This window comes from Niveibacterium umoris (assembly GCF_014197015.1).
GTDB classification, from domain to species: Bacteria; Pseudomonadota; Gammaproteobacteria; order Burkholderiales; family Rhodocyclaceae; genus Niveibacterium; species Niveibacterium umoris.
The window spans coordinates 2,511,091-2,529,568 of sequence record NZ_JACIET010000001.1 but is presented as its reverse complement, the minus strand read 5'-3'; the positions used below and the strand labels follow the sequence as shown (position 1 = coordinate 2,529,568).

Genomic DNA, 18,478 nt, shown 5'->3' with positions numbered 1-18,478 from the left:
CCATGGATTTGCGCAGCAAACTTCTTCCTGGCGCACTTGGCCTGGCTGCCGTACTCGCCGCCGGGCCTGCGCTCGCGCAGGGCGCCGTGGCACCCGAGTGGCGCTGGCTGACCTTCATCGTCTTTGCAGCGATCATCGCGCTGACGATGTTCGTGACCTACGTCGCCTCCAAGCGCGTGCATTCGGCGTCCGATTTCTACACCGCCGGCGGTGGCGTTTCGGGCCTGCAGAACGGTTGGGCGATCGCCGGTGACTATCTGTCTGCCGCATCCTTCCTCGGCATCGCGGGCCTCATCAGCCTTTATGGCTACGATGGCTTCATGTACTCGGTAGGCTGGCTGGTGGCCTACATCACCGTGCTGCTGGTGATTGCAGAGCCGTGCCGCAACATCGGCAAGTACACGCTCGCTGACATCCTCGCCTACCGCAATGATCCGAAGAAGACGCGCGTCGTCGGCGCGATCTCGGTCATCACCGTGTCTACCTTCTACCTGACCGCGCAGATGGTCGGCGGCGGTGTGCTGGTGAAGACGCTGATCGGCATCGACTACGAAGTCTCGGTGATCACCGTCGGTGTGCTGATGCTCGCTTACGTGCTGTTCGGCGGCATGGTCGCGACCACCTACGTGCAGATCATCAAGGCGGTGCTGCTGGTGTGCGCTTCGCTGGTGCTGGTGGCCTTCGTGTGGGCGCCTTACGGCTTCAGCCTGCCGGGCTTCCTTGATGCGGTCGTGGCGGATCCGAAGGTGCAGGCGCAGGTTGCTGCGCTGCTCGGCGACCCGGCGAAGAACATGTCGCCCGCCGAACTGGGCCAACGCTTCCTTGAGCCTGGTCTCTACTTCAAGGCGCCGATCGATCAGATCTCGCTCGGTATTGCGCTGGTCTTCGGCACCGCCGGCCTGCCACACATCCTGATGCGCTTCTTCACCGTGCCGACGGCGAAAGAGGCACGCAAGTCGGTGATCTGGGCGATGGCGATCATCGGCGGCTTCTATGTGCTGACGATCTTCCTCGGCATGGGCTCCGCGATCAAGGTTGGCCCGGAAGGCATCAAGGCGGTCGATGCCGGCGGCAACATGGCAGCCCCGCTGCTTGCACAGTTCGTCGGTGGTGGTGGCAACACTTTCCTCGGCAACTTCATGCTGGCCTTCGTGGCGGCCGTTGCGTTCGCGACGATCGTGGCCGTGGTGGCGGGGCTGGTGCTCGCGGCAGCCTCTGCGGTGGCGCATGACCTCTACGTCGGCGTCGTCAAGGGCGGTCAGGCCAGCCAGGCCGAGCAGGTGCGTGCGGCGCGGATTGCGACGGTGTTTGTCGGCGCGCTCGCAATCACGATCGGTATCGCGGCCAAGGGCCAGAACGTCGCGCACCTTGTCGCGCTGGCTTTCGCCGTGGCGGCGTCGGCCAACTTCCCGTGCGTGCTGATGACGCTCTACTGGAAGCGCTGCAACACCGGCGGCATCGTGGCCGGCATGATTGTCGGCACCGTTACCGCAATCAGCCTGGTGATGATCTCGCCCAACATGACCTACCCGAAGGCCGTGCGTGCTGCCGCCCAGAAGGTGCTCGATGCCGAGCCCGCCAAGCGCGAGGCGATCGCCAAGCTCGTCGCTGCCGGCGACGAGGCATCCACCGCCAAGGCGGCCAAGCAGACCGCCGCGCTCGACAAGGCGGTCAAGAAGGCCAATGACGACTTCAAGAAGGTCGAAGGGCAAGAGACTTCCATCGTCGGCCTCGAGAAGCCGCTGTTCGAGCTCAAGAACCCGGGCCTGATCTCGATCCCGCTCGGCTTCCTCGCGGTGATCCTTGGTTCGCTGCTGTATCGCGACAAGCGTGCCGAAGACATGTGGGACGAGCTCTACGTGCGCCAGAACACCGGAATCCTCGCGGCGAAGGCAACGGCGCACTGATCCGGAGCTTGTGTCACTCCATCCTTGCCCCTCGCTTTGAGGGGCTTTTTTTCGGGATGGCGGGGACGGTCATTCCGCGTCGTTAGCCCTTTGGCAAACGCGCGGTTTGACACTTCTGGAATTGCAGCTATAATGCCTAGCTCTTTGGCCAGATAGCTCAGTTGGTAGAGCAGCGGATTGAAAATCCGCGTGTCGGTGGTTCGATTCCGCCTCTGGCCACCAGATTCCAGCGGGCCGCCTTGTGCGGCCCGTTTTCATTTGTTCACGGCCTGTCTTTGGCGGGGCTGGGGCGCGTTGTGGAAAGTTCGGGCTTTTCAGCGTCGCGCCGATGTTGTAATAACGCGGTTTCGGATTCGGTCTGACTCATGCATCTGTTCGCCCTTGGCTTGAACCATCACTCCGCGCCGGTAACGCTGCGCGAGCGTGTGGCTTTCCAGCAGGATGGGCTCGCGGACGCGTTGTCGCAGCTGGTGCGTCAGCGCCCGGTGCGGGAGGCTGCGATCCTGTCGACCTGTAATCGCACCGAGCTTTACTGCGCGACCGAATCACCGGCCGTGGTCGCAGACTGGCTCGCCGACTACCATCGTGTCGAGCTCGCCCAGATTTCCCCGCACCTGTTCATGCTGCCGCGCGATGCGGCTGTGCGCCACATGTTCCGCGTTGCGTCCGGCCTCGATTCGATGGTGCTTGGCGAGCCGCAGATCCTTGGACAGATGAAGCAGGCCGCGCGTCTCGCTGAAGAGGCCGGCACCCTTGGCACGCTGCTGCACAAGCTGTTCCAGCGCACCTTTTCGGTCGCCAAGGAAGTTCGTTCGACAACCGCGATCGGCGCCAATGTGGTGTCGATGGCGGCGGCGGCGGTGCGGCTCTCCGAACGCATCTTCGCCAGCATCGGCGAGCAGCGCGTGCTGTTTGTTGGCGCGGGCGAGATGGTCGAGCTGTGCGCGGCGCATTTCGCCGGGTGTGGGCCGCGCCAGCTGACGATCGCCAATCGCACGCTCGAGCGCGCCGAAGCGCTTGCTGCACGGTTTTCGGGCGACGCGATCACGCTGGACGCGCTGCCAGAACAGCTCGGTCGTTACGACGTGGTGGTGAGCTGCACAGCGAGCCCCTTGCCGATCATCGGACTGGGCATGGTCGAGCGCGCGCTCAAGTCGCGACGCCATCGTCCGATGGTGATGGTCGACCTTGCCGTGCCGCGCGACATCGAAGCCGAGATCGCCAAGCTCGACGACGTGTTCCTGTACACCGTCGATGATCTCGCCCAGGTGGTCGAGGCGGGGATCGAATCGCGCCAGCAGGCCGTAATCGACGCCGAAGCGATCATCGCGGATCAGGTGTCCCAGTTCCTGCATTGGGTTGAGGCGCGCGACGCGGTGCCGGCGATACGCGCGCTGCGCAATCGCGCCGACGAGTTGAGGCAGGCGGAGTTGGAGCGCGCATTGGCACGCCTTGCCAAAGGCGAAGATCCGCGCGCGGTGATCGAGGCGCTGTCGCAGGGCCTCACCAACAAGCTGATGCACGCGCCGACGCAGTATCTCAACCGGGCCGAGGGCGAACATGTCGGGGAAGTCTCCGACCTTGTGCGCCGCCTGTTCAATCTCGATCGTTCCTAGCGGCGCCGGCCTTGCGCCGAGCCCGCAGACACCATGAAATCCAGTATCCGGGACAAACTCGAACAACTCGTTCGCCGCCTCGAAGAGCTCGACCAGATGCTCGCGAGCGAGGACGTGACGCAAGACATGGATCGCTACCGCCGGCTCAATCGCGAGCACGCGGAGCTGACGCCAGTGGTGACGCTGTGGCGGGATTACCTGCGGGCGGAGGGCGATCTGCGCGAGGCGCAGGATTTGCTGTCCGATCCCGACATGAAGGCCTTTGCGCAGGAAGAGATCGAAGCGGCCAAGGCGAATATCGCGCGCCTCGACGAGGCCCTGCAGCTGGCACTGCTTCCCAAGGATCCGAATGACGCGCGCAACCTGTTCCTCGAAGTCCGTGCCGGTACCGGAGGAGAAGAGGCGGCGCTGTTCGCCGGCGTGCTGCTGCGCATGTACACCCGGTACGCCGAACGCCAGGGCTGGCGCGTCGAACTGGTGTCGGTGAATGAGTCGGACCTTGGCGGCTACAAGGAAGCGATTGCCCGCATCATTGGCGATGGCGCCTACTCGAAGCTCAAGTTTGAGTCCGGCGGCCATCGCGTGCAGCGGGTGCCGGTGACTGAGACGCAGGGGCGCATCCACACCTCGGCCTGTACCGTTGCGGTGCTGCCGGAGGCCGACGAGGTGGGCGATGTCGAGATCAATCCGTCCGACCTGCGCATCGATACCTTCCGCGCATCGGGTGCGGGCGGACAGCACATCAACAAGACCGACTCGGCGGTGCGCATCACCCACCTGCCGACCGGCATCGTCGTCGAATGCCAGGACGACCGTTCGCAGCATCGCAACAAGGCGCAGGCGATGTCGGTGCTGGCGGCGCGGATCAAGGACGTGCAGGTGCGCGAGCAGGCCAGCAAGCAGGCGGCCCATCGCAAGAGCCTAATCGGCAGCGGCGATCGCTCCGAGCGTATCCGCACCTACAACTATCCGCAGGGGCGCGTCACTGATCACCGCATCAACCTGACGCTGCACAAGCTGGATATGGTCGTCGAGGGTGAGCTCGATGAACTGGTCGATGCGCTGACCCGCGAGCATCAGGCCGAGTTGCTCGCGGCGCTGACCGAGGTGGCATGAGCCTGCCGCGTACGTTTGGCGACGCGCTCGCGCTGGCTCGCGGGCAGGTTCCGGCATCTGAAGCGCGTTTGCTGTTGCGTGAGGCGAGCGGTGCCAGTGCGGCGGCGATCGTGGGCTTCCCGGAGCGTGCGCTCGCCCCCGACGCCGCGGCGCGCTTTACGGCCTGGATCGCGCGGCGTGCAGCGGGCGAGCCGGTGGCGTACATCCTCGGTGAACGGGAGTTCTACGGCCGGCGCTTCGCCGTTTCGCCGGATGTGCTGATTCCGCGGCCTGAGACGGAGCTGCTGGTGGAACAGGCGCTCGCGCGTATCCCCGACGGGACGGCCGACGTGCTGGATCTAGGCACCGGTAGCGGCGCAATTGCGATTACGCTGGCCCTCGAGGCGCCGCAGGCGCGGGTCACCGCGGTCGATATTTCGCCCGCCGCACTGGCCGTCGCGCGCAGCAATGCTGAGCAGCTTGGCGGCCAGGTGCGCTGGCGGGAGGGAAGCTGGTTCAGCGGTGTGGCGGGGGAACGCTTCGACCTGGTGGTCTCGAATCCACCTTACGTCGCAAGCGAGGACCCGCACCTTTTGGCGGGGGATGTGCGCTTCGAGCCGCGTGGCGCGCTGGCATCGGGGCCGGAGGGGCTTGACGACATCCGCGCGATTGCCGGCGCCGCCCCCGACGCTTTGAATGCCGGAGGCTGGCTGTTGCTGGAGCATGGATACGATCAAGGCGACGCCGCGCGCGCGATCCTGATTTCCGCGGGTTTTGTTGAGGTCGCTACTGCACAGGATCTTGCGGGCCTCGACCGGGTGAGCTTCGGGCGCTTGCCCTGAGCGAGCGGGGCGAATTGACCAGAATGCCGGTTTTTCTTAGACTTCATACCCAATTGATTTAGTCAGGTATTCTGGCTCCAGCCCCAAGGAATCATCATGAGCGTCCAAGACATCATCCACCAGACCGTGACCGAAAATCCGGTCGTGCTGTACATGAAAGGCACGCCGCAGTTCCCGCAGTGCGGGTTCTCGGCCACCGCGGCGCAAATCCTGAAGCTGCTCGGCGTGGCGCAATACGCGTCGGTAAATGTGCTGGAGGATCCGGACATTCGCAACGGGATCAAGGAATACGCGAACTGGCCGACGATTCCGCAGCTCTACATCAAGGGTGAATTCGTTGGTGGCTGCGACATCATGAAAGAGATGTACCAGTCTGGCGAACTGAAACAGATGCTGCAGGAAGCGGGCATCGTTTCGGCTTGACGGGTGCCGTCTCGGCAAGAAAAACGGCGACCCGCGGGTCGCCGTTTTTCATTGCAGCCAATCAGACTTGCTTGTCCGGCTTGATCGCCTCCGGCGCCGGCACATCGTCGCGATCGTCGCGACCGCTCCAACTACGCCACGCTTTGCGGGAGAGGTGCGCCACCAATAAGTGAGGTGGCATGCGCAGCCAGTGGCCCCGTAGGTACAGAAGGTGGCGGGCGAGTGGTGTCCAGGCGTCACCCGCGGTGGGATCGTTCGGCCTGAGGCCGCGCAAGTACAACTGCTCCAGCAGGCGCTCGCGAAGGTCTGCCGGCCAGCCGCCGCCGAATGCGAGCGTCGAGGCGGGGACTGGCGTCTCCAGCATCAGCGAACACATGCGCAGTGCGTAGCGCATCGGCCGTTCGAGATGCAGCGCTGCTGCGCGCGCTTCGAGTGTGCTCCAGAAACCCTCTTGCGACGCGAAGTAGCGAAGCAGGCCATCGAGGTCAACGAGGTCCCGCAGGCCATTGTCGAGTTCGCCTTCGTGGAACAGATGGCAGGCGCTGTGCAAGACCATGTCGGGCGGTGCCAGCACCCAGGTGCCCGGCGATTCCGCAGCAGGAATCGCTGCGTCGAGCAGCAGTTTCGCGTCCGGCGGATGACGCGCGGTGAGCGGCAGGATGTTGTGGTGAACGTCCAGCGCACTGCCGCGATTCATGTGCCGCAGCGGCGGCAGTTCGTGCATCCACTGCCGGTAATAGCGCTGGTCGTACTCGTCGAGGTGCGTACTGATCCAGCCGTGCATCATCAGTGCAGACTCGGCATCGGGCAGTCGGTTGCGGTCGACGAGCAGGTCGATGTCGCCAAACACCCGGCCGCGCGCCACCGGCAGCCCGGCAGCGACATACGCGGCCCCCTTGAGCAAAACGAGTCGCAGTCCGAACTCGCTGAGTGCCCGGCGCACGCGCTCGATTTCGGCGAGCGTCGCAATCTTCTGGCGCGCACCCACCGCACGTGCGGCAATCAGATGCTGCCGCGGGGCGTGGGGCACACGATCGAGAATGCCGCGCAACTCCAGGTCAGCGGCGATGCGGGCAGTGAGATTGGCGTTGCGCGCCTGTCGGATCACCACATCCCACTCGGACAGCCGCATGGATGCGGCAAGCGTTGGGTCACGCAGCAGTGGCAGGACGGCGTCTCGAATCATGCCATCGCCTCGTCCGCAAGGCCGTCAAAGGCGCGAATGGCATCGTCCAGCCGGCTGTAGCGCAGGGCCAGGCAGTCGCAGCGGTCGATCGTGTCCGCCAGGGTGCGAAAGCCTGTTTCACCGAGCATGTTGTAGTTGAAGGCATTCTCGGCGAGTTGGATGAAGGCGGCAGATCGCTGCAAGGCAGTCAGGTTCAGAGGCTCACCTGCAGCCCATTGCGGAAAGACCACCCAGCGAGGTTTCGCAGCTTCGCTGGCGCGTTCAACACTTTGGCGCGGTGGTCGCAAATGGGCGACGCGGCCTTTGTGGGTGTCCGGGTATTCCGGCCCAAAGACCGCAGTCGGTTCGAACGCCCGAATGATGTCGATCGAATCGTTCTTGAGATTCACCGGCCGCGCCAGAGCGACAACCTTACCGGTCCCCGGATCGATCAGGGTCAGTTCGTCTGAACACAACCTCCAGCCGCGCTGGATCAGTGCGGCCGTGAGCGTGCTCTTTCCGGACCCAGGTGGAGCCGGAAGAATCGCCGCCATGCCGTTGCGCTCTACAACTGCGGCATGGATGACGAGAAATTGCTGACAGTAGGTCGCGATACACCAGTTCAGGCCCCATTCGAGCATCGCGAAGCTCTGCGCATGAGGCAGGGGCTTGAAGGGTGTGCGTCCGTCCAAGTGAAACTGGATCTGTGGTTTCAGCCAGCGCCGCACGCCAGCGGCGCGCGCGATTTCAACATGGAAATCCGCAAAATCCGACGCACTTAGTGCGTGGTCGCGATACAGGCAGGCAATCGCGTGGGAGACTGCACGCTCGCGGCTTTGAATGTGCAAAGAGAAGGGGCCGCTCTTAAGCCAGAGCCCTTCACGCGACAAGCGCGAATGCAGATCCGATTCGCTCAGATCGGCAACGCGGAGAGTGGGTGTCAAATCAGTTCAATGCGTTTGAGTTGGTCAAGCGCCTGACCTACCGCGGCGGTAATCTCGGGCGTCAGCGCAAGCGAAAGGCGGGCTGCAATCGCGTCGCTCGCGCTGTCCGGATCGTAGCGCGAGCCAAGCGGCAAGGCGAGAACTTCCGCGGCAAGCGCCGACAGCCCGTGGGTGGTGCCGGTCAGGCGGTCATAGTAGACCGAGCCATCCGGCCATTCGCGGCAGATCCAGCGCGCATCGGTCACGGCACGTCTGCCGTGTTTACGGTGCGATGTAATTGCTTGTCAGGTAATTGACGATCTGTGGTCCATCCCATGGGGTGGCGCCGGCGTACGGCGTGTACTTGCCGGTCAGTGCGTATTCGCGCCACATCGCGATCAGAGCCTCTGCCGTGAGCGCTATCGGGTCGATCATGCCGCCCTTGAGGATGTTCAGGTAGGCGCCGATGCAGTGAAAAGCGACGCGGTAGGGGTCGACATATCCAAGTACGGTCAACACTTGGATCATCGTCATCATCGATCCGTCGCCGTTGAAAAACCGGGTCCCTTCGAGCGTACCAACCGCAAAGATCGAGTGAAACGGGGTGGTTTGCGGAATCGGCCAGTTGCTGGCTGAGCACGTCTTCCAGTAGCCCGGCGACCGTCCGTTGCACTTGCCAACCTTTGTGCCGCGATGGCTCAGCGCACCAGACAGCGTTTGAGACGGCGAGATGCACTCGCCGGGGTTAAGCCCGCCCAGCACCGGGCCGCTCGTCAAGGTCAGGATGACCGGGCCGGCCGCCATGCCGCCACGAACAAGCAGACGCCGACGCGATTCCGATACACCTTGTGTGGTGTTCTCGGCAGAAGCATCGGGCGTGTCAGGGCGCGAAGTGTTTTCCTGATTCGACATGGTCTCGATCCTGAGGGTCTTTTGGCATTCTGTCAGTCACTTGTTTCCGATTCATGCAAATCGGTCACGGTGCGACTGAGGACTGCAAACGTTCAGTAGCGTACATGCAAGAAACGTGCTTGCTATGGCTGGCAAAAAAAGCCCTGTAAAAACAGCGGGATGCACCGCCGATGGGCGGCAGGGTGCGGAGGTCGGCTGAAGGCTGTCAAAACTGCCGACTTGATTCGGCTTCATCGACGCAGGTACTCGGACAGATCCCGAGCCATGCGTTCTGCCTGCCGCCAGTAGCTTGGGCCGAATAGATTCAGGTGATTGAGCACATGGTAGAAATTGTAGAGCGTGCGGCGCTGCGCGTAGCCGTCGGCCAACGGCGCAGCTGCGCGATAGCCGGCGTAGAAGGACTCGGGCAGTCCGCCAAAGAGTTCGGACATCGCGAAGTCCGCTTCGCGGTCGCCGTAGTGGACTGCGGGATCGAAGAGCACCGGCTCGCCGCTGTCGAGTACCGCGAAGTTGCCACTCCACAGGTCTCCGTGGAGCAAGGATGGCGGCGCCCGGTGATCGAGGAAGAAGGCGCTGATCTTTTCGATTACCCGCGCTCCGTGCGTCTGGAGTTCGCCCCGATGCCCGTGCCGGGCCGCGGCTGCGAGTTGTGGCGCGAGACGACGCTGAGCGAAGAAGGTCGGCCAATCGTCGTGTGGGGTGTTGCTCTGGGGTGATGCGCCGATGTAGTTGTCGCGCGGCCAACCGTATTGCGTGCCCTGGATTGCATGCAGTGCGGCAAGGGCCGTGGCGCAACGTGCGCCGTCTTCGCGACGCATCGGGCGCAAGTCCAGGTGTTCGAGGATCAGGAATGCGGCGTCTGGCGTTTCGCCAGCGGCGATGACCGCGGGTGTTCTGACCACGCCGCTGGATGCGAGCGCATTCAGGCCGTCGATTTCCGCCGCGAAGGCCGCGTGGCTAGCCGTCGGTCCGGTCTTGACGAAGTATTGTGCGCCGCTTCCGCGCAGCGACCAGTGCTGGTGCGCGCTCCCGCCGGAGACTGTCTGGTGGGCCGAAATCCGGAAGCGCGATCCGGTGCTGGCCCGGATCGCAGCTTCAATGGCGACGGCAAGCGCCAGCTCCATCGCGCCGCTAGGCCAGCCGAGCCCGTGCTCGAGCGATGGCGGCGCGGACTTGGGCTGGCGCGGTGCCGCCGATGTGGTTGCGTCCGGCCAGCGCGCCCTCGACGGTCAGCACCTGATACACGTCCTCGGCGACCAGTTCCGAGAAGCTGCGTAGCATTTCAAGGGGCAGGTCTGGCAGGTCGCAGCCGCGCGTCTCGGCTTCGCGCACGGCGCGAGCGACGGCTTCGTGCGCGTCGCGGAAGGGCAGGCCGCGCTTGACGAGGTAGTCGGCCAGCTCGGTGGCGGTGGCAAAGCCCTGCTTGAGTGCGTCGCGCATCGCGTCGGCCTTCACGCGGATGCCGGAGACCATGTCGGTGAAGATGCGCAGGCTGTCGATCAGCGTGTCGGCGGTGTCGAACAACGGCTCCTTGTCTTCCTGGTTGTCCTTGTTGTAGGCCAGCGGCTGGCCTTTCATCAGGGTCAGCAGGCCGACGAGGTGGCCATTCACACGGCCGGTCTTGCCGCGCACCAGCTCAGGCACATCCGGGTTCTTCTTCTGCGGCATGATCGAACTGCCGGTGCAGAAGCGGTCGGCCAGATCGATGAAGCCGACGCGCGGGCTCATCCACAGGATCAATTCTTCCGACAGGCGCGACAGGTGGGTCATCACCAGTGCGGCCGCGGCGGTGAATTCGATCGCGAAGTCGCGGTCGGACACGGCGTCGAGCGAGTTCTCGCAGACGGCCTCGAAGCCGAGTTCTTGCGCGACAAATTCGCGGTCGATCGGGTAGCTGGTGCCGGCCAGCGCCGAGGCGCCCAGCGGCAGACGGTTGATGCGGCGGCGGGCGTCTACCAGGCGTTCGGCGTCGCGCCGGGCCATCTCGACGTAGGCCATCAGGTGGTGGCCAAAGGTCACCGGCTGCGCGACCTGCAGGTGCGTGAAGCCGGGCATCGGCGTGTCGGCGTGCTGCTCGGCCAGATCGCACAGCGCGCGCTGGAAGCTGCCGAGCAGTTCGATCGCCTGGTCGACCGCGTCACGCAGCCACAGGCGGATGTCGGTGGCGACCTGATCGTTGCGCGAGCGGCCGGTGTGCAGGCGCTTGCCGGCGTCGCCCACCAGCGTGGTGAGGCGCTTTTCGATATTCAGGTGGACGTCTTCGAGGTCGAGACTCCATTCGAACTTGCCGGCGGCGATCTCTTCGAGGATCTGCGCCATGCCGCGCTCGATGTCGGCGAGATCCTGCGCGCCGATGATGTTCTGCTTGGCGAGCATCTTTGCGTGCGCGAGCGACCCACGGATGTCCTGCTCGGCCATGCGGCAATCGAAGAACACCGAGGCCGTGAACCGCTTTACCAGATCCGATACGGGTTCATTGAAGCGGCCCGACCAGGCCTTGGCATCGCCGCTTTCGGCGTTTGATTGCTCTGTCATAATCGCGAAAATCCAGGAACGCGCGCGACAAGCTCGTCGCGCGGCACGAGCGGAGAAAAAATGCGGCCGTGAGCCGCAGGAAACCATGGCGAGTATACGGCAAAAGCCTCCTCAGCCCGGCCCCGCGGCACAGGGCAATGCCCTTGCACCGCCCGATTTCCGCAACCTCGGGGTGATGTTGCGCAGCCTGCTGGGCATCAATCTGTTGGCCTTGGTGACGGTCGCGGTGCGGGTCGATCCGGGCGAGGCCTTCGCGCGCGAGGCGGTGGCCGTTGCGGGCGTGCTTGAACTGCCGCTGATGCTCGGGCTGTTGCTTGCGTATCTTCTGGCGCCGCAGATTGCACGCCAGACCTATCGCCGCGCCACCGTGATCGTGATGGCGGTGGGGGTGCTTTCGGTGGCGCTGACCTTCCCCTTGCTGTCGGCGCTGGCCGATCGCGCCAGCGCGATGCGTTGGTGCCTGTGGGCCGCAGGCGCTTGCATGGTGCTGATGGCCTATTTTCACTGGCGCTCGGCGATGGCCACGCCCGCCTTGTCCGAGGCGCGCGTACTGGCGCTCAATGCAAGGATCCGCCCGCATTTCTTCTTCAACAGTCTCAATGGCGTGCTCGGCGTGATCCGCTCTGACCCGCGTCGCGCGGAGCATGCGCTCGAATCGCTGGCGGATCTCTTCCGCAATCTGATGAAGGACAATCGCGAACTTGTCACGATTGGTGACGAGATCGAACTGGCCAACCGCTACCTGGATCTGGAGCGGCTACGTCTCGGTGACCGGCTCAAGGTTGAGTGGGATATCCGCCACTGCCCGATGACGGCGCGAGTGCCGCCATTGATGCTGCAGCCTTTGATCGAAAATGCCGTATACCACGGCATAGAGCCCTCGTCGCAACCGGGCGAGATCCACATCCGCATCGCCCAGCGCGGGCGGGAGTTGCATCTGGAAGTCTCGAACCCGCTGCGCAACGAGGCGCGCAGCCAGCAGGGCAATCGCATGGCGCAGGCCAACATCAGGGAGCGACTGATGCTGTTTTTCGATATCGAGGCGCAAATGGAGAGCGGGCCGCAAGACGGGCAATACGTCGTGCGCATCCGCATGCCCGTGCGTCGCCAGGGGGGCTTGTGACGACGCCAAGCCTTCCGCTCAATGTCGTGATCGTCGATGACGAAGCACCGGCGCGCGAGCGTTTGCGTGATCTCCTGGGGGATATCGCCGCCACGCAACCCACCGCCATTGTCGGCATGGCGGCCAACGGACTGGAGGCGCTGCGGCTGGTGCAGGCGCAACCGGTCGATCTGGCCTTGGTCGACATCCGCATGCCTGGCATGGATGGCATTGAACTGGCGCAGCATCTGGCCAAGCTCGACAACGCGCCGCGCGTAGTTTTCGTCACCGCCTACGACCAGTATGCGGTGAGTGCGTTCGATCTCAACGCGATCGACTACCTGCTCAAGCCGGTGCGCGCCCAACGGTTGGAGGCGGCACTGGCCAAGGTGCGCGCGAGCATTCCGCTGGGCCGCGAAGCACTCGACCGGATCGCCGAGCCGCGGCGGCATTTCTCGGTCAGCGAACGCGGACGGATCGCACTGATCCCGGTGACCGATGTGTTGTTCCTCAAGGCCGAGCTCAAATACGTCACCGCTCGAACGGTCGAGCGCGAATACCTGCTGGATGAATCATTGGTGCAACTGGAACAGGAATTCCCCGAACGCTTCGTGCGCATCCATCGCAATTGCCTCATCGCGCGTGCCGCGGTGGCGGGGTTCGAACGGGATGAGGTCGCCGAACACTGGCTGGTGAAGATCAACGGGCTGGAAGAAAAATTGCCGGTGAGCCGTCGGCAGTGGCCGACCGTGCGTGCCGCCCTGCTTGGCAGCGACGCACCTTGAGCACCGTGACACAGGTTGAGAGCGCCACACCGAAGCGCCCGCTGACGCTCGGCATTCTCGCGGCCGATATCGACACGGCGTTTGCGCTGCGTCTGGTCGCCGGCATTATCGATCGAGCAAGCGCGCTGGGGGCGCGCACCGTTTTCCTGCCGGGGCATCCCCCTTCCGGCGCGTCGGAATTCGATCGCCAGTTCAATCTCGTATTCCGTTTGCCTGACGCCACCGCATTCGACGGGCTGATCGTGATCGGCACGACCTTGCAGTATCACTTGCCGCCCAAGGCGCTCGAGGCCTTTCTCTCGACCCTGCCGCAGGTGCCGACCTTGTGTGTCGGCTTCGCCTCGAAGATCGTGCCGAGCGTCGTCAACGACAACTACGGCGGCTTCCGCGAAGTCGTCGATCACCTGATCCGGCAGCACGGCTGCCAACGCATCGCGATGATCGCCGGACCCGCCGGCCAGGGCGAGGCCGATGAACGCCTGGCCGGGTGGCGCGACGCCTGTGCCGACGCCGGCCTGCCGCCGGCGCCAGAGTTGGTGCTGCAGGGCAGCTTCAGCCGCGCCAGTGGCCATGCCGCCATGCTGAGCCTGATCGAACGCGGCATCGCGATCGACGCAGTGGTCGCCGCGAACGACGAAATGGCGTTGGGCGCGATGGCCTGCGCGGTCGAACGCGGCCTGCATGTACCGCAGGAAGTGCGCTTTGGCGGCTTCGACGACATTCTCGCGGCCGGTCGACTTGGCGTCGGCCTGACGACAGTGAATCAGTCGCACTACGAACTCGGGTCGGTAGGCGTGTCGCACCTGCTCGCGGCGATCGCCGGCGAGCCGGCACCGGGGCTGACGCGGGTGCCGACCCGGTTGGTGCGGCGGCAGTCCTGCGGTTGCGGCGGGTTCTACGCGCAGCCTGGTGCGCTTGCGGCCAAGCTGCCCGAGCGCATGGCCGGCATGCTGGAGGAACTGGCGGTCGCGCCCGAGCGCGAACCGCACTACCGCGAGGCCATACAGCTGGTCGAACAGGGCTTGTCACGCGCATTGGTCGAAGCGGACTTCCAGCCCCTGCTCGCCGCGGTGCACGCGGTGGCACGCGATGCACTCGCAGCCGAAGGGCATGTGTTCGGTGTGCAGGCCTTGCTGGTGGCTGCACAGCGCTGGCTGATCGAGCCGCGGCAACTGACGCCCGAAGCCTGGGCGGCCGCTGCGCGCTGGCTGCAGCAGGCACAGATCGCGCTCGCCGGTCTGCAGGATGTCGCGCTGCAGGAGCGCCACCGCCTGCACAGCGAGCAGGCGATGGCGTTTCGCGAATTGCTCAAGACGCGTATCGCGACTTTCGATCTGCGCAAACTGCTCGAGCATCTCTCGGAAGCACTTGCCGATTTGCGGCTCGACACCTGTTGCATTGCGCTTTACAGCGGCGAGGCGCGCATCGACAGCCTCGATGATTTCGACCTGCCGACACAGGCGCGCATGCTGTACGCCTTCATCGGTGGTCGCGAACAGCCGGACCTCCACGGCGAGCGTTTCCGCACCCATGACGTGCTGCCGGCACGCGCGTGGGAGCTGGCCGCGCAAAGCAGCGCGCTGATCGTGTATCCGGTCTTCCACGGCGCCGAACACTTTGGTTTCATCGTGTTCAGCGTTGATCCGGTTGTCGGTGGCCCGTGGGAGACGATTCGCGACGAGGTGTCGTCGGCCCTCAAGGCATCGTTGCTGGTGTCGGAGCTCGCGGCTGCGCGCGATGCCTTGCGCAGCGACCTGGCGCAGGCGCGCGAAGGGCAGCGCGAACTGGCGGACATCGCGCACCGCGATGAACTGACCGGCTTGCTGAATCGCCGCGGCTTCCTCGCCGAAGCGCGCTTGCGGGCCGACCGGCTGCATGCGGACGGCCTTGCCGCTGCGGTGATTTTTGCTGACCTCGACGGCCTCAAGCAGATCAATGATCGTCACGGCCACGCCGCCGGCGACGTCGCGATCCGCCAGGCGGCGGACGTGCTGCGCCGGGGTTTCCGCGCCGCCGACCTGATTGGCCGCATCGGTGGCGACGAGTTCGTGATCTTCACCGCCAACGCCGATCCGGACGCCCTCGCCGCGATGCGCGACCGCATCTACCGCCTGTTCGAGCGTGCGAGTCAGGATCTGCCATTCACGCTCGCCGGCAGCCTTGGCTACGTCGTCGCCCCGCCGGGCGATGCGATTTCGATCGAAGAAATGCTCGCGCGTGCCGACACCGTGCTGTACGAAGAAAAACGGCGCCGCAAGGGCGCCGTTTGATGCGAACCCGGCGGTTCAGCCGGAGTTGCGCAGACCTGCCGCGATGCCGTTGATCGACAGGTGGATGCCGCGCTTGATGCGCTCTTCCGCGTTGCCGTCGCGATAGCGATGCAGCAGTTCGACCTGCACATGGTTGAGCGGGTCGAGGTAGGGGAAGCGATTGCGGATCGAGCGCTTGAGCAGCGGGTTGCCGTCCAGCAGTTCCTGCTGGCCGGTGATCGCGAGCAGCGCGTCGATCGTCGCCTGATGCTCGGCGCGGATGCGCGGGAAGATCGCGTTGCGCAGCTCTTCATCGCGCACCAGCGCGGCATAGCGCGAGGCGATTGCGATGTCGCTCTTGGCCAGCACCATGTCCATGTTCGACAGCATCGTCGCGAAGAAGGACCACTCCTTGCACATCGACTGCAGGATCTGCATGCCGTCCGGGCGCTCGGCGAGGAAGGCCCGCACCGCGGCACCGAAACCGAACCAGCCCGGCAGCATCAGGCGGCACTGGGCCCAAGAGAACACCCAGGGGATCGCGCGCAGGTCTTCGATCGCGGTGGTCTTCTTGCGTGAAGCCGGGCGCGAGCCGATGTTCAGGTTCGCGATCTCCGAGATCACCGTCGACTCCCAGAAGTACTTCTCGAAACCTTCCGTTTCGTAGACCAGTCCGCGGTAGGCCTTGAACGCGTGCTCCGAGAGACGATCCATCACTTCGAGATACTCAGGGCGCGGCGCCGCTTCCGGGTGCGCCAGCAGGGTGGCCTCGAAGGTCGCAGCGGCGAGCACTTCGAGGTTGCGCTGGCCGACTTCCGGGTTTGCGTACTTCGACGAGATCACCTCGCCCTGTTCGGTCAGGCGGATCTTGCCCTGCACTGCGCCGCCCGGCTGCGCGAGGATCGCCTGGTAGCTGGGGCCGCCGCCACGGCCGACCGAGCCGCCGCGACCGTGGAACAGGCGCATCTTCACGCCGTGGCGCTTGAACACCTCGATCAGCTGGATCTCGGCCTTGTAGAGCTCCCAGCCGGAGGTCATGAAGCCGCCGTCCTTGTTGGAGTCCGAATAGCCGAGCATGACCTCGTGCATCTCGCCGCGTGTCGCGAGCAGCTCGCGGTAGGCGGGGATCGAGAACAGGCGATCCATCGTCGCGCTGGCGGCCTGAAGGTCGCCGATGGTCTCGAACAGCGGCACGATGTTCACGTCGATGGCGCGCTCGTGCGGCCGCAGCAGGCCGACTTCCTTGAGCAGCAGCGCCAGTTCCAGCATGTCCGACACGCCATCGGTCTTCGAGATGATGACGTTGTGGATGCAGTCGCGGCCATACAGGCGATGGGATTCGGCGGCCGCGCGGAAGATCTCCAGCTCGCCGACCGTCTCGTCCGAATAGTTCACGAAGGGCGAGGCCAGCGGGCGCGGCGTGGCCAGCTCTTCCAGCAGGGCCGCGATGCGCCCCTCTTCATCCAGTGCGAGGTAATCGAAGCCCGGGCGAACGGCGGCAAGCAGTTCGGCGACGGTGCGTTCATGGACGTCGGAGTTCTGACGCAGGTCGATCGCGGCGAGGTGGAAGCCGAAGACCTTCACCGCGTGACGCAGGCGGCGCAGGCGGCCCATGGCGAGCGCGCCGGAGCCATTGGCGAGCAGCGAGCGATGCACGATGTCGAGGTCGTCGTGCAAGGCCTCGGCATAGGCGTAAGGTTCGGCACGACCGACAGGCGGGCGGCCGACGCGATGGCCGAGCAGGTGCTCCGCCGTGGCATACATGCGCGCGTAAATGCCTGCCACCGCGCGGCGGTAGGGCTCGTCACCGCGATGCGGAGACTTGTCCGGCGAGCGCTCGGCGAGTTCGAGCAGCTGGTCCGAGGCGCTGACCAGCAACTGCGCCAGTGACAGCTCGCTGCCGAGGATGTGCAGTTCGTGCAGGTAGAACTCGAGCGCCACCGTCGCTTGCATGCGCATCGCCTCGCGCAGCACGTCGGCGGTCACGAACGGGTTGCCGTCGCGGTCGCCGCCGATCCAGCTGCCCATGCGCAGGAAGGAGGGCAGCTCCATCGTCTTCCACGTGTCGCCGTGCTTGGCGAGCAGGTTTTCCAGCGCGACATAAAGCTTCGGCAGCTCGCGCAGGAAGGTGTAGCTGTAGTAAGAAAGGCCGTTGTCGACTTCGTCCAGCACCGACAGCTTGGTCGGGCGAAGCATGCGCGTCTGCCACATCGTCAGCACTGCGCGTCGCATTGCCGCGTCGTTCTCTTCGCTCTCGTCCGGCGTCATCTGGATGCGGTCGCGCGCATCCAGGAACTGGGCGATCTTCAACTGGCAGTTCAGAATCGATTTGCGCGAGACCTCGGTCGGGTGCGCGGTCAGCACCGGGCCGACGAAGGCGTCGTTGAAGAAATCAACAATCTGCTCGTTAGTGACGCCGGCTTCGAAAGCGGCTTCGATGGCGCGCGCCATGGTGCCTTCGCGCGGCGCCGAACCAGCGATCGCATGCGCGCGCGAGCGGCGGATGTGATGCTGGTCTTCGGCAATGTTGGAGAGGTGCGAGAAATAGCTGAACGCCCGCACCACCTGGATCGTCTGGTCACGTGACAGCGAATCGAGCATCGCTTCTAGTTCGCGCCGTGCCGCAATGTCGTCGTCGCGGCGGAAGCGGATCGAAGTCTGGCGAACGCGTTCGATCAGATCGAACACCGCTTCGCCTTCCTGTGCGCGCACCGTGTCGCCGAGAATCCGACCCAGAAGGCGGATGTCTTCTTTGAGGGGGAGGTCTTTTGCTGCTTCCTGCTTAGCCAGATCGCTCATGGTCGGTCGTCGATTGGGGGTGGGGGAATCGGTAGCGCCGTGCCGGGCGGTTCGCATCACGCCGGTCACTGGCAAAAACGTCGCAATTTCGACATTGCGCTGCAATATTTTGAAGTTTATCAGGC

15 protein-coding genes and 1 tRNA gene are annotated in these 18,478 nt (G+C 64.7%); 9 read left to right on the top strand and 7 right to left on the bottom strand.

Going from position 1 to position 18,478, the window contains the following annotated elements; all coding sequences use genetic code 11:
• Positions 1-2: 2 nt before the first annotated feature.
• The 6 genes from GGR36_RS11355 to grxD all read left to right on the top strand — a co-directional run bounded on the left by GGR36_RS11355 (position 3) and on the right by grxD (position 5,883).
• A complete protein-coding gene (locus tag GGR36_RS11355) occupies positions 3-1,907 on the top strand; it encodes a solute symporter family protein (protein ID WP_183634696.1) in 1,905 nt (634 codons plus the stop codon).
• A gap of 146 nt (positions 1,908-2,053) precedes the next feature.
• Positions 2,054-2,129: transfer RNA gene (locus GGR36_RS11350), tRNA-Phe, on the top strand.
• Positions 2,130-2,272: 143 nt separating this feature from the next.
• Positions 2,273-3,523 carry a glutamyl-tRNA reductase gene (gene hemA, locus GGR36_RS11345; RefSeq protein WP_183634695.1) on the top strand — a complete coding sequence of 417 codons (1,251 nt, stop codon included), beginning with the start codon at positions 2,273-2,275 and terminating at the stop codon, positions 3,521-3,523.
• A gap of 33 nt (positions 3,524-3,556) precedes the next feature.
• Complete coding sequence (prfA, locus tag GGR36_RS11340; RefSeq protein WP_183634694.1) at positions 3,557-4,639, top strand: peptide chain release factor 1; 1,083 nt, start codon at positions 3,557-3,559, stop codon at positions 4,637-4,639.
• Positions 4,636-5,460 (top strand): peptide chain release factor N(5)-glutamine methyltransferase, encoded by an 825-nt coding sequence (gene prmC, locus GGR36_RS11335; protein ID WP_183634693.1) that lies wholly within the window; start codon positions 4,636-4,638, stop codon positions 5,458-5,460. Before prfA ends, prmC begins: the two co-directional genes overlap by 4 nt.
• A 96-nt stretch (positions 5,461-5,556) precedes the next feature.
• The gene (grxD, locus tag GGR36_RS11330) at positions 5,557-5,883 is read left to right on the top strand and encodes a Grx4 family monothiol glutaredoxin (protein WP_183634692.1); all 327 of its coding nucleotides are present in this window, start codon (positions 5,557-5,559) and stop codon (positions 5,881-5,883) included.
• A gap of 61 nt (positions 5,884-5,944) precedes the next feature.
• On the opposite strand, the gene GGR36_RS11325 is transcribed toward grxD, so the two are convergent.
• From GGR36_RS11325 to argH, 6 genes are all read right to left on the bottom strand, one after another.
• Positions 5,945-7,069 (bottom strand): nucleotidyltransferase domain-containing protein, encoded by a 1,125-nt coding sequence (locus tag GGR36_RS11325; protein WP_183634691.1) that lies wholly within the window; start codon positions 7,067-7,069, stop codon positions 5,945-5,947.
• Complete coding sequence (locus GGR36_RS11320) at positions 7,066-7,938, bottom strand: HprK-related kinase A (RefSeq protein ID WP_276510004.1); 873 nt, start codon at positions 7,936-7,938, stop codon at positions 7,066-7,068. The genes GGR36_RS11325 and GGR36_RS11320 overlap by 4 nt, the downstream gene beginning before the upstream one ends.
• A 50-nt stretch (positions 7,939-7,988) precedes the next feature.
• Positions 7,989-8,237 (bottom strand): HPr-rel-A system PqqD family peptide chaperone, encoded by a 249-nt coding sequence (locus GGR36_RS11315; RefSeq protein WP_183634689.1) that lies wholly within the window; start codon positions 8,235-8,237, stop codon positions 7,989-7,991.
• A 16-nt stretch (positions 8,238-8,253) separates the two neighbouring features.
• Positions 8,254-8,883, bottom strand: a complete 630-nt coding sequence (locus GGR36_RS11310; protein WP_183634688.1) for a hypothetical protein — start codon at positions 8,881-8,883, stop codon at positions 8,254-8,256.
• Positions 8,884-9,113: 230 nt separating this feature from the next.
• Complete coding sequence (locus GGR36_RS11305) at positions 9,114-10,007, bottom strand: fructosamine kinase family protein (RefSeq protein WP_183634687.1); 894 nt, start codon at positions 10,005-10,007, stop codon at positions 9,114-9,116.
• 7 nt (positions 10,008-10,014) lie between these two features.
• Complete coding sequence (argH, locus tag GGR36_RS11300) at positions 10,015-11,418, bottom strand: argininosuccinate lyase (protein ID WP_183634686.1); 1,404 nt, start codon at positions 11,416-11,418, stop codon at positions 10,015-10,017.
• A gap of 85 nt (positions 11,419-11,503) precedes the next feature.
• Here argH and GGR36_RS11295 point away from each other — a divergent pair, with 85 nt between their 5' ends.
• Genes GGR36_RS11295 through GGR36_RS11285 form a run of 3 tightly spaced genes read left to right on the top strand, consistent with a single transcriptional unit; the run spans position 11,504 to position 15,575 of the window.
• Positions 11,504-12,541 (top strand): sensor histidine kinase, encoded by a 1,038-nt coding sequence (locus GGR36_RS11295; protein ID WP_183634685.1) that lies wholly within the window; start codon positions 11,504-11,506, stop codon positions 12,539-12,541.
• On the top strand, positions 12,538-13,305 hold the full coding sequence (locus tag GGR36_RS11290; protein WP_183634684.1) for a response regulator: 768 nt from the start codon (positions 12,538-12,540) through the stop codon (positions 13,303-13,305). Before GGR36_RS11295 ends, GGR36_RS11290 begins: the two co-directional genes overlap by 4 nt.
• Positions 13,306-13,310: 5 nt before the next feature.
• Positions 13,311-15,575: a diguanylate cyclase gene (locus GGR36_RS11285; RefSeq protein WP_183634683.1), complete on the top strand. Its 2,265-nt coding sequence runs from the start codon at positions 13,311-13,313 to the stop codon at positions 15,573-15,575.
• A gap of 15 nt (positions 15,576-15,590) precedes the next feature.
• Here the strand turns inward: GGR36_RS11285 and ppc are convergent, their stop codons facing one another.
• Positions 15,591-18,353 carry a phosphoenolpyruvate carboxylase gene (ppc, locus tag GGR36_RS11280; RefSeq protein WP_183634682.1) on the bottom strand — a complete coding sequence of 921 codons (2,763 nt, stop codon included), beginning with the start codon at positions 18,351-18,353 and terminating at the stop codon, positions 15,591-15,593.
• Positions 18,354-18,478 lie beyond the last annotated feature (125 nt).

Excerpts from the sequence above, each read along its gene's own strand:
- GGR36_RS11355 (WP_183634696.1), top strand. The coding sequence starts at position 3 with ATGGATTTGCGCAGCAAACTTCTTCCTGGCGCACTTGGCCTGGCTGCC.
- hemA (WP_183634695.1), top strand. The coding sequence starts at position 2,273 with ATGCATCTGTTCGCCCTTGGCTTGAACCATCACTCCGCGCCGGTAACG.
- prfA (WP_183634694.1), top strand. The coding sequence starts at position 3,557 with ATGAAATCCAGTATCCGGGACAAACTCGAACAACTCGTTCGCCGCCTC.
- prmC (WP_183634693.1), top strand. The coding sequence starts at position 4,636 with ATGAGCCTGCCGCGTACGTTTGGCGACGCGCTCGCGCTGGCTCGCGGG.
- grxD (WP_183634692.1), top strand. The coding sequence starts at position 5,557 with ATGAGCGTCCAAGACATCATCCACCAGACCGTGACCGAAAATCCGGTC.
- GGR36_RS11325 (WP_183634691.1), bottom strand. The coding sequence starts at position 7,069 with ATGATTCGAGACGCCGTCCTGCCACTGCTGCGTGACCCAACGCTTGCC.
- GGR36_RS11310 (WP_183634688.1), bottom strand. The coding sequence starts at position 8,883 with ATGTCGAATCAGGAAAACACTTCGCGCCCTGACACGCCCGATGCTTCT.
- GGR36_RS11305 (WP_183634687.1), bottom strand. The coding sequence starts at position 10,007 with ATGGAGCTGGCGCTTGCCGTCGCCATTGAAGCTGCGATCCGGGCCAGC.
- argH (WP_183634686.1), bottom strand. The coding sequence starts at position 11,418 with ATGACAGAGCAATCAAACGCCGAAAGCGGCGATGCCAAGGCCTGGTCG.
- GGR36_RS11295 (WP_183634685.1), top strand. The coding sequence starts at position 11,504 with ATGGCGAGTATACGGCAAAAGCCTCCTCAGCCCGGCCCCGCGGCACAG.
- ppc (WP_183634682.1), bottom strand. The coding sequence starts at position 18,353 with ATGAGCGATCTGGCTAAGCAGGAAGCAGCAAAAGACCTCCCCCTCAAA.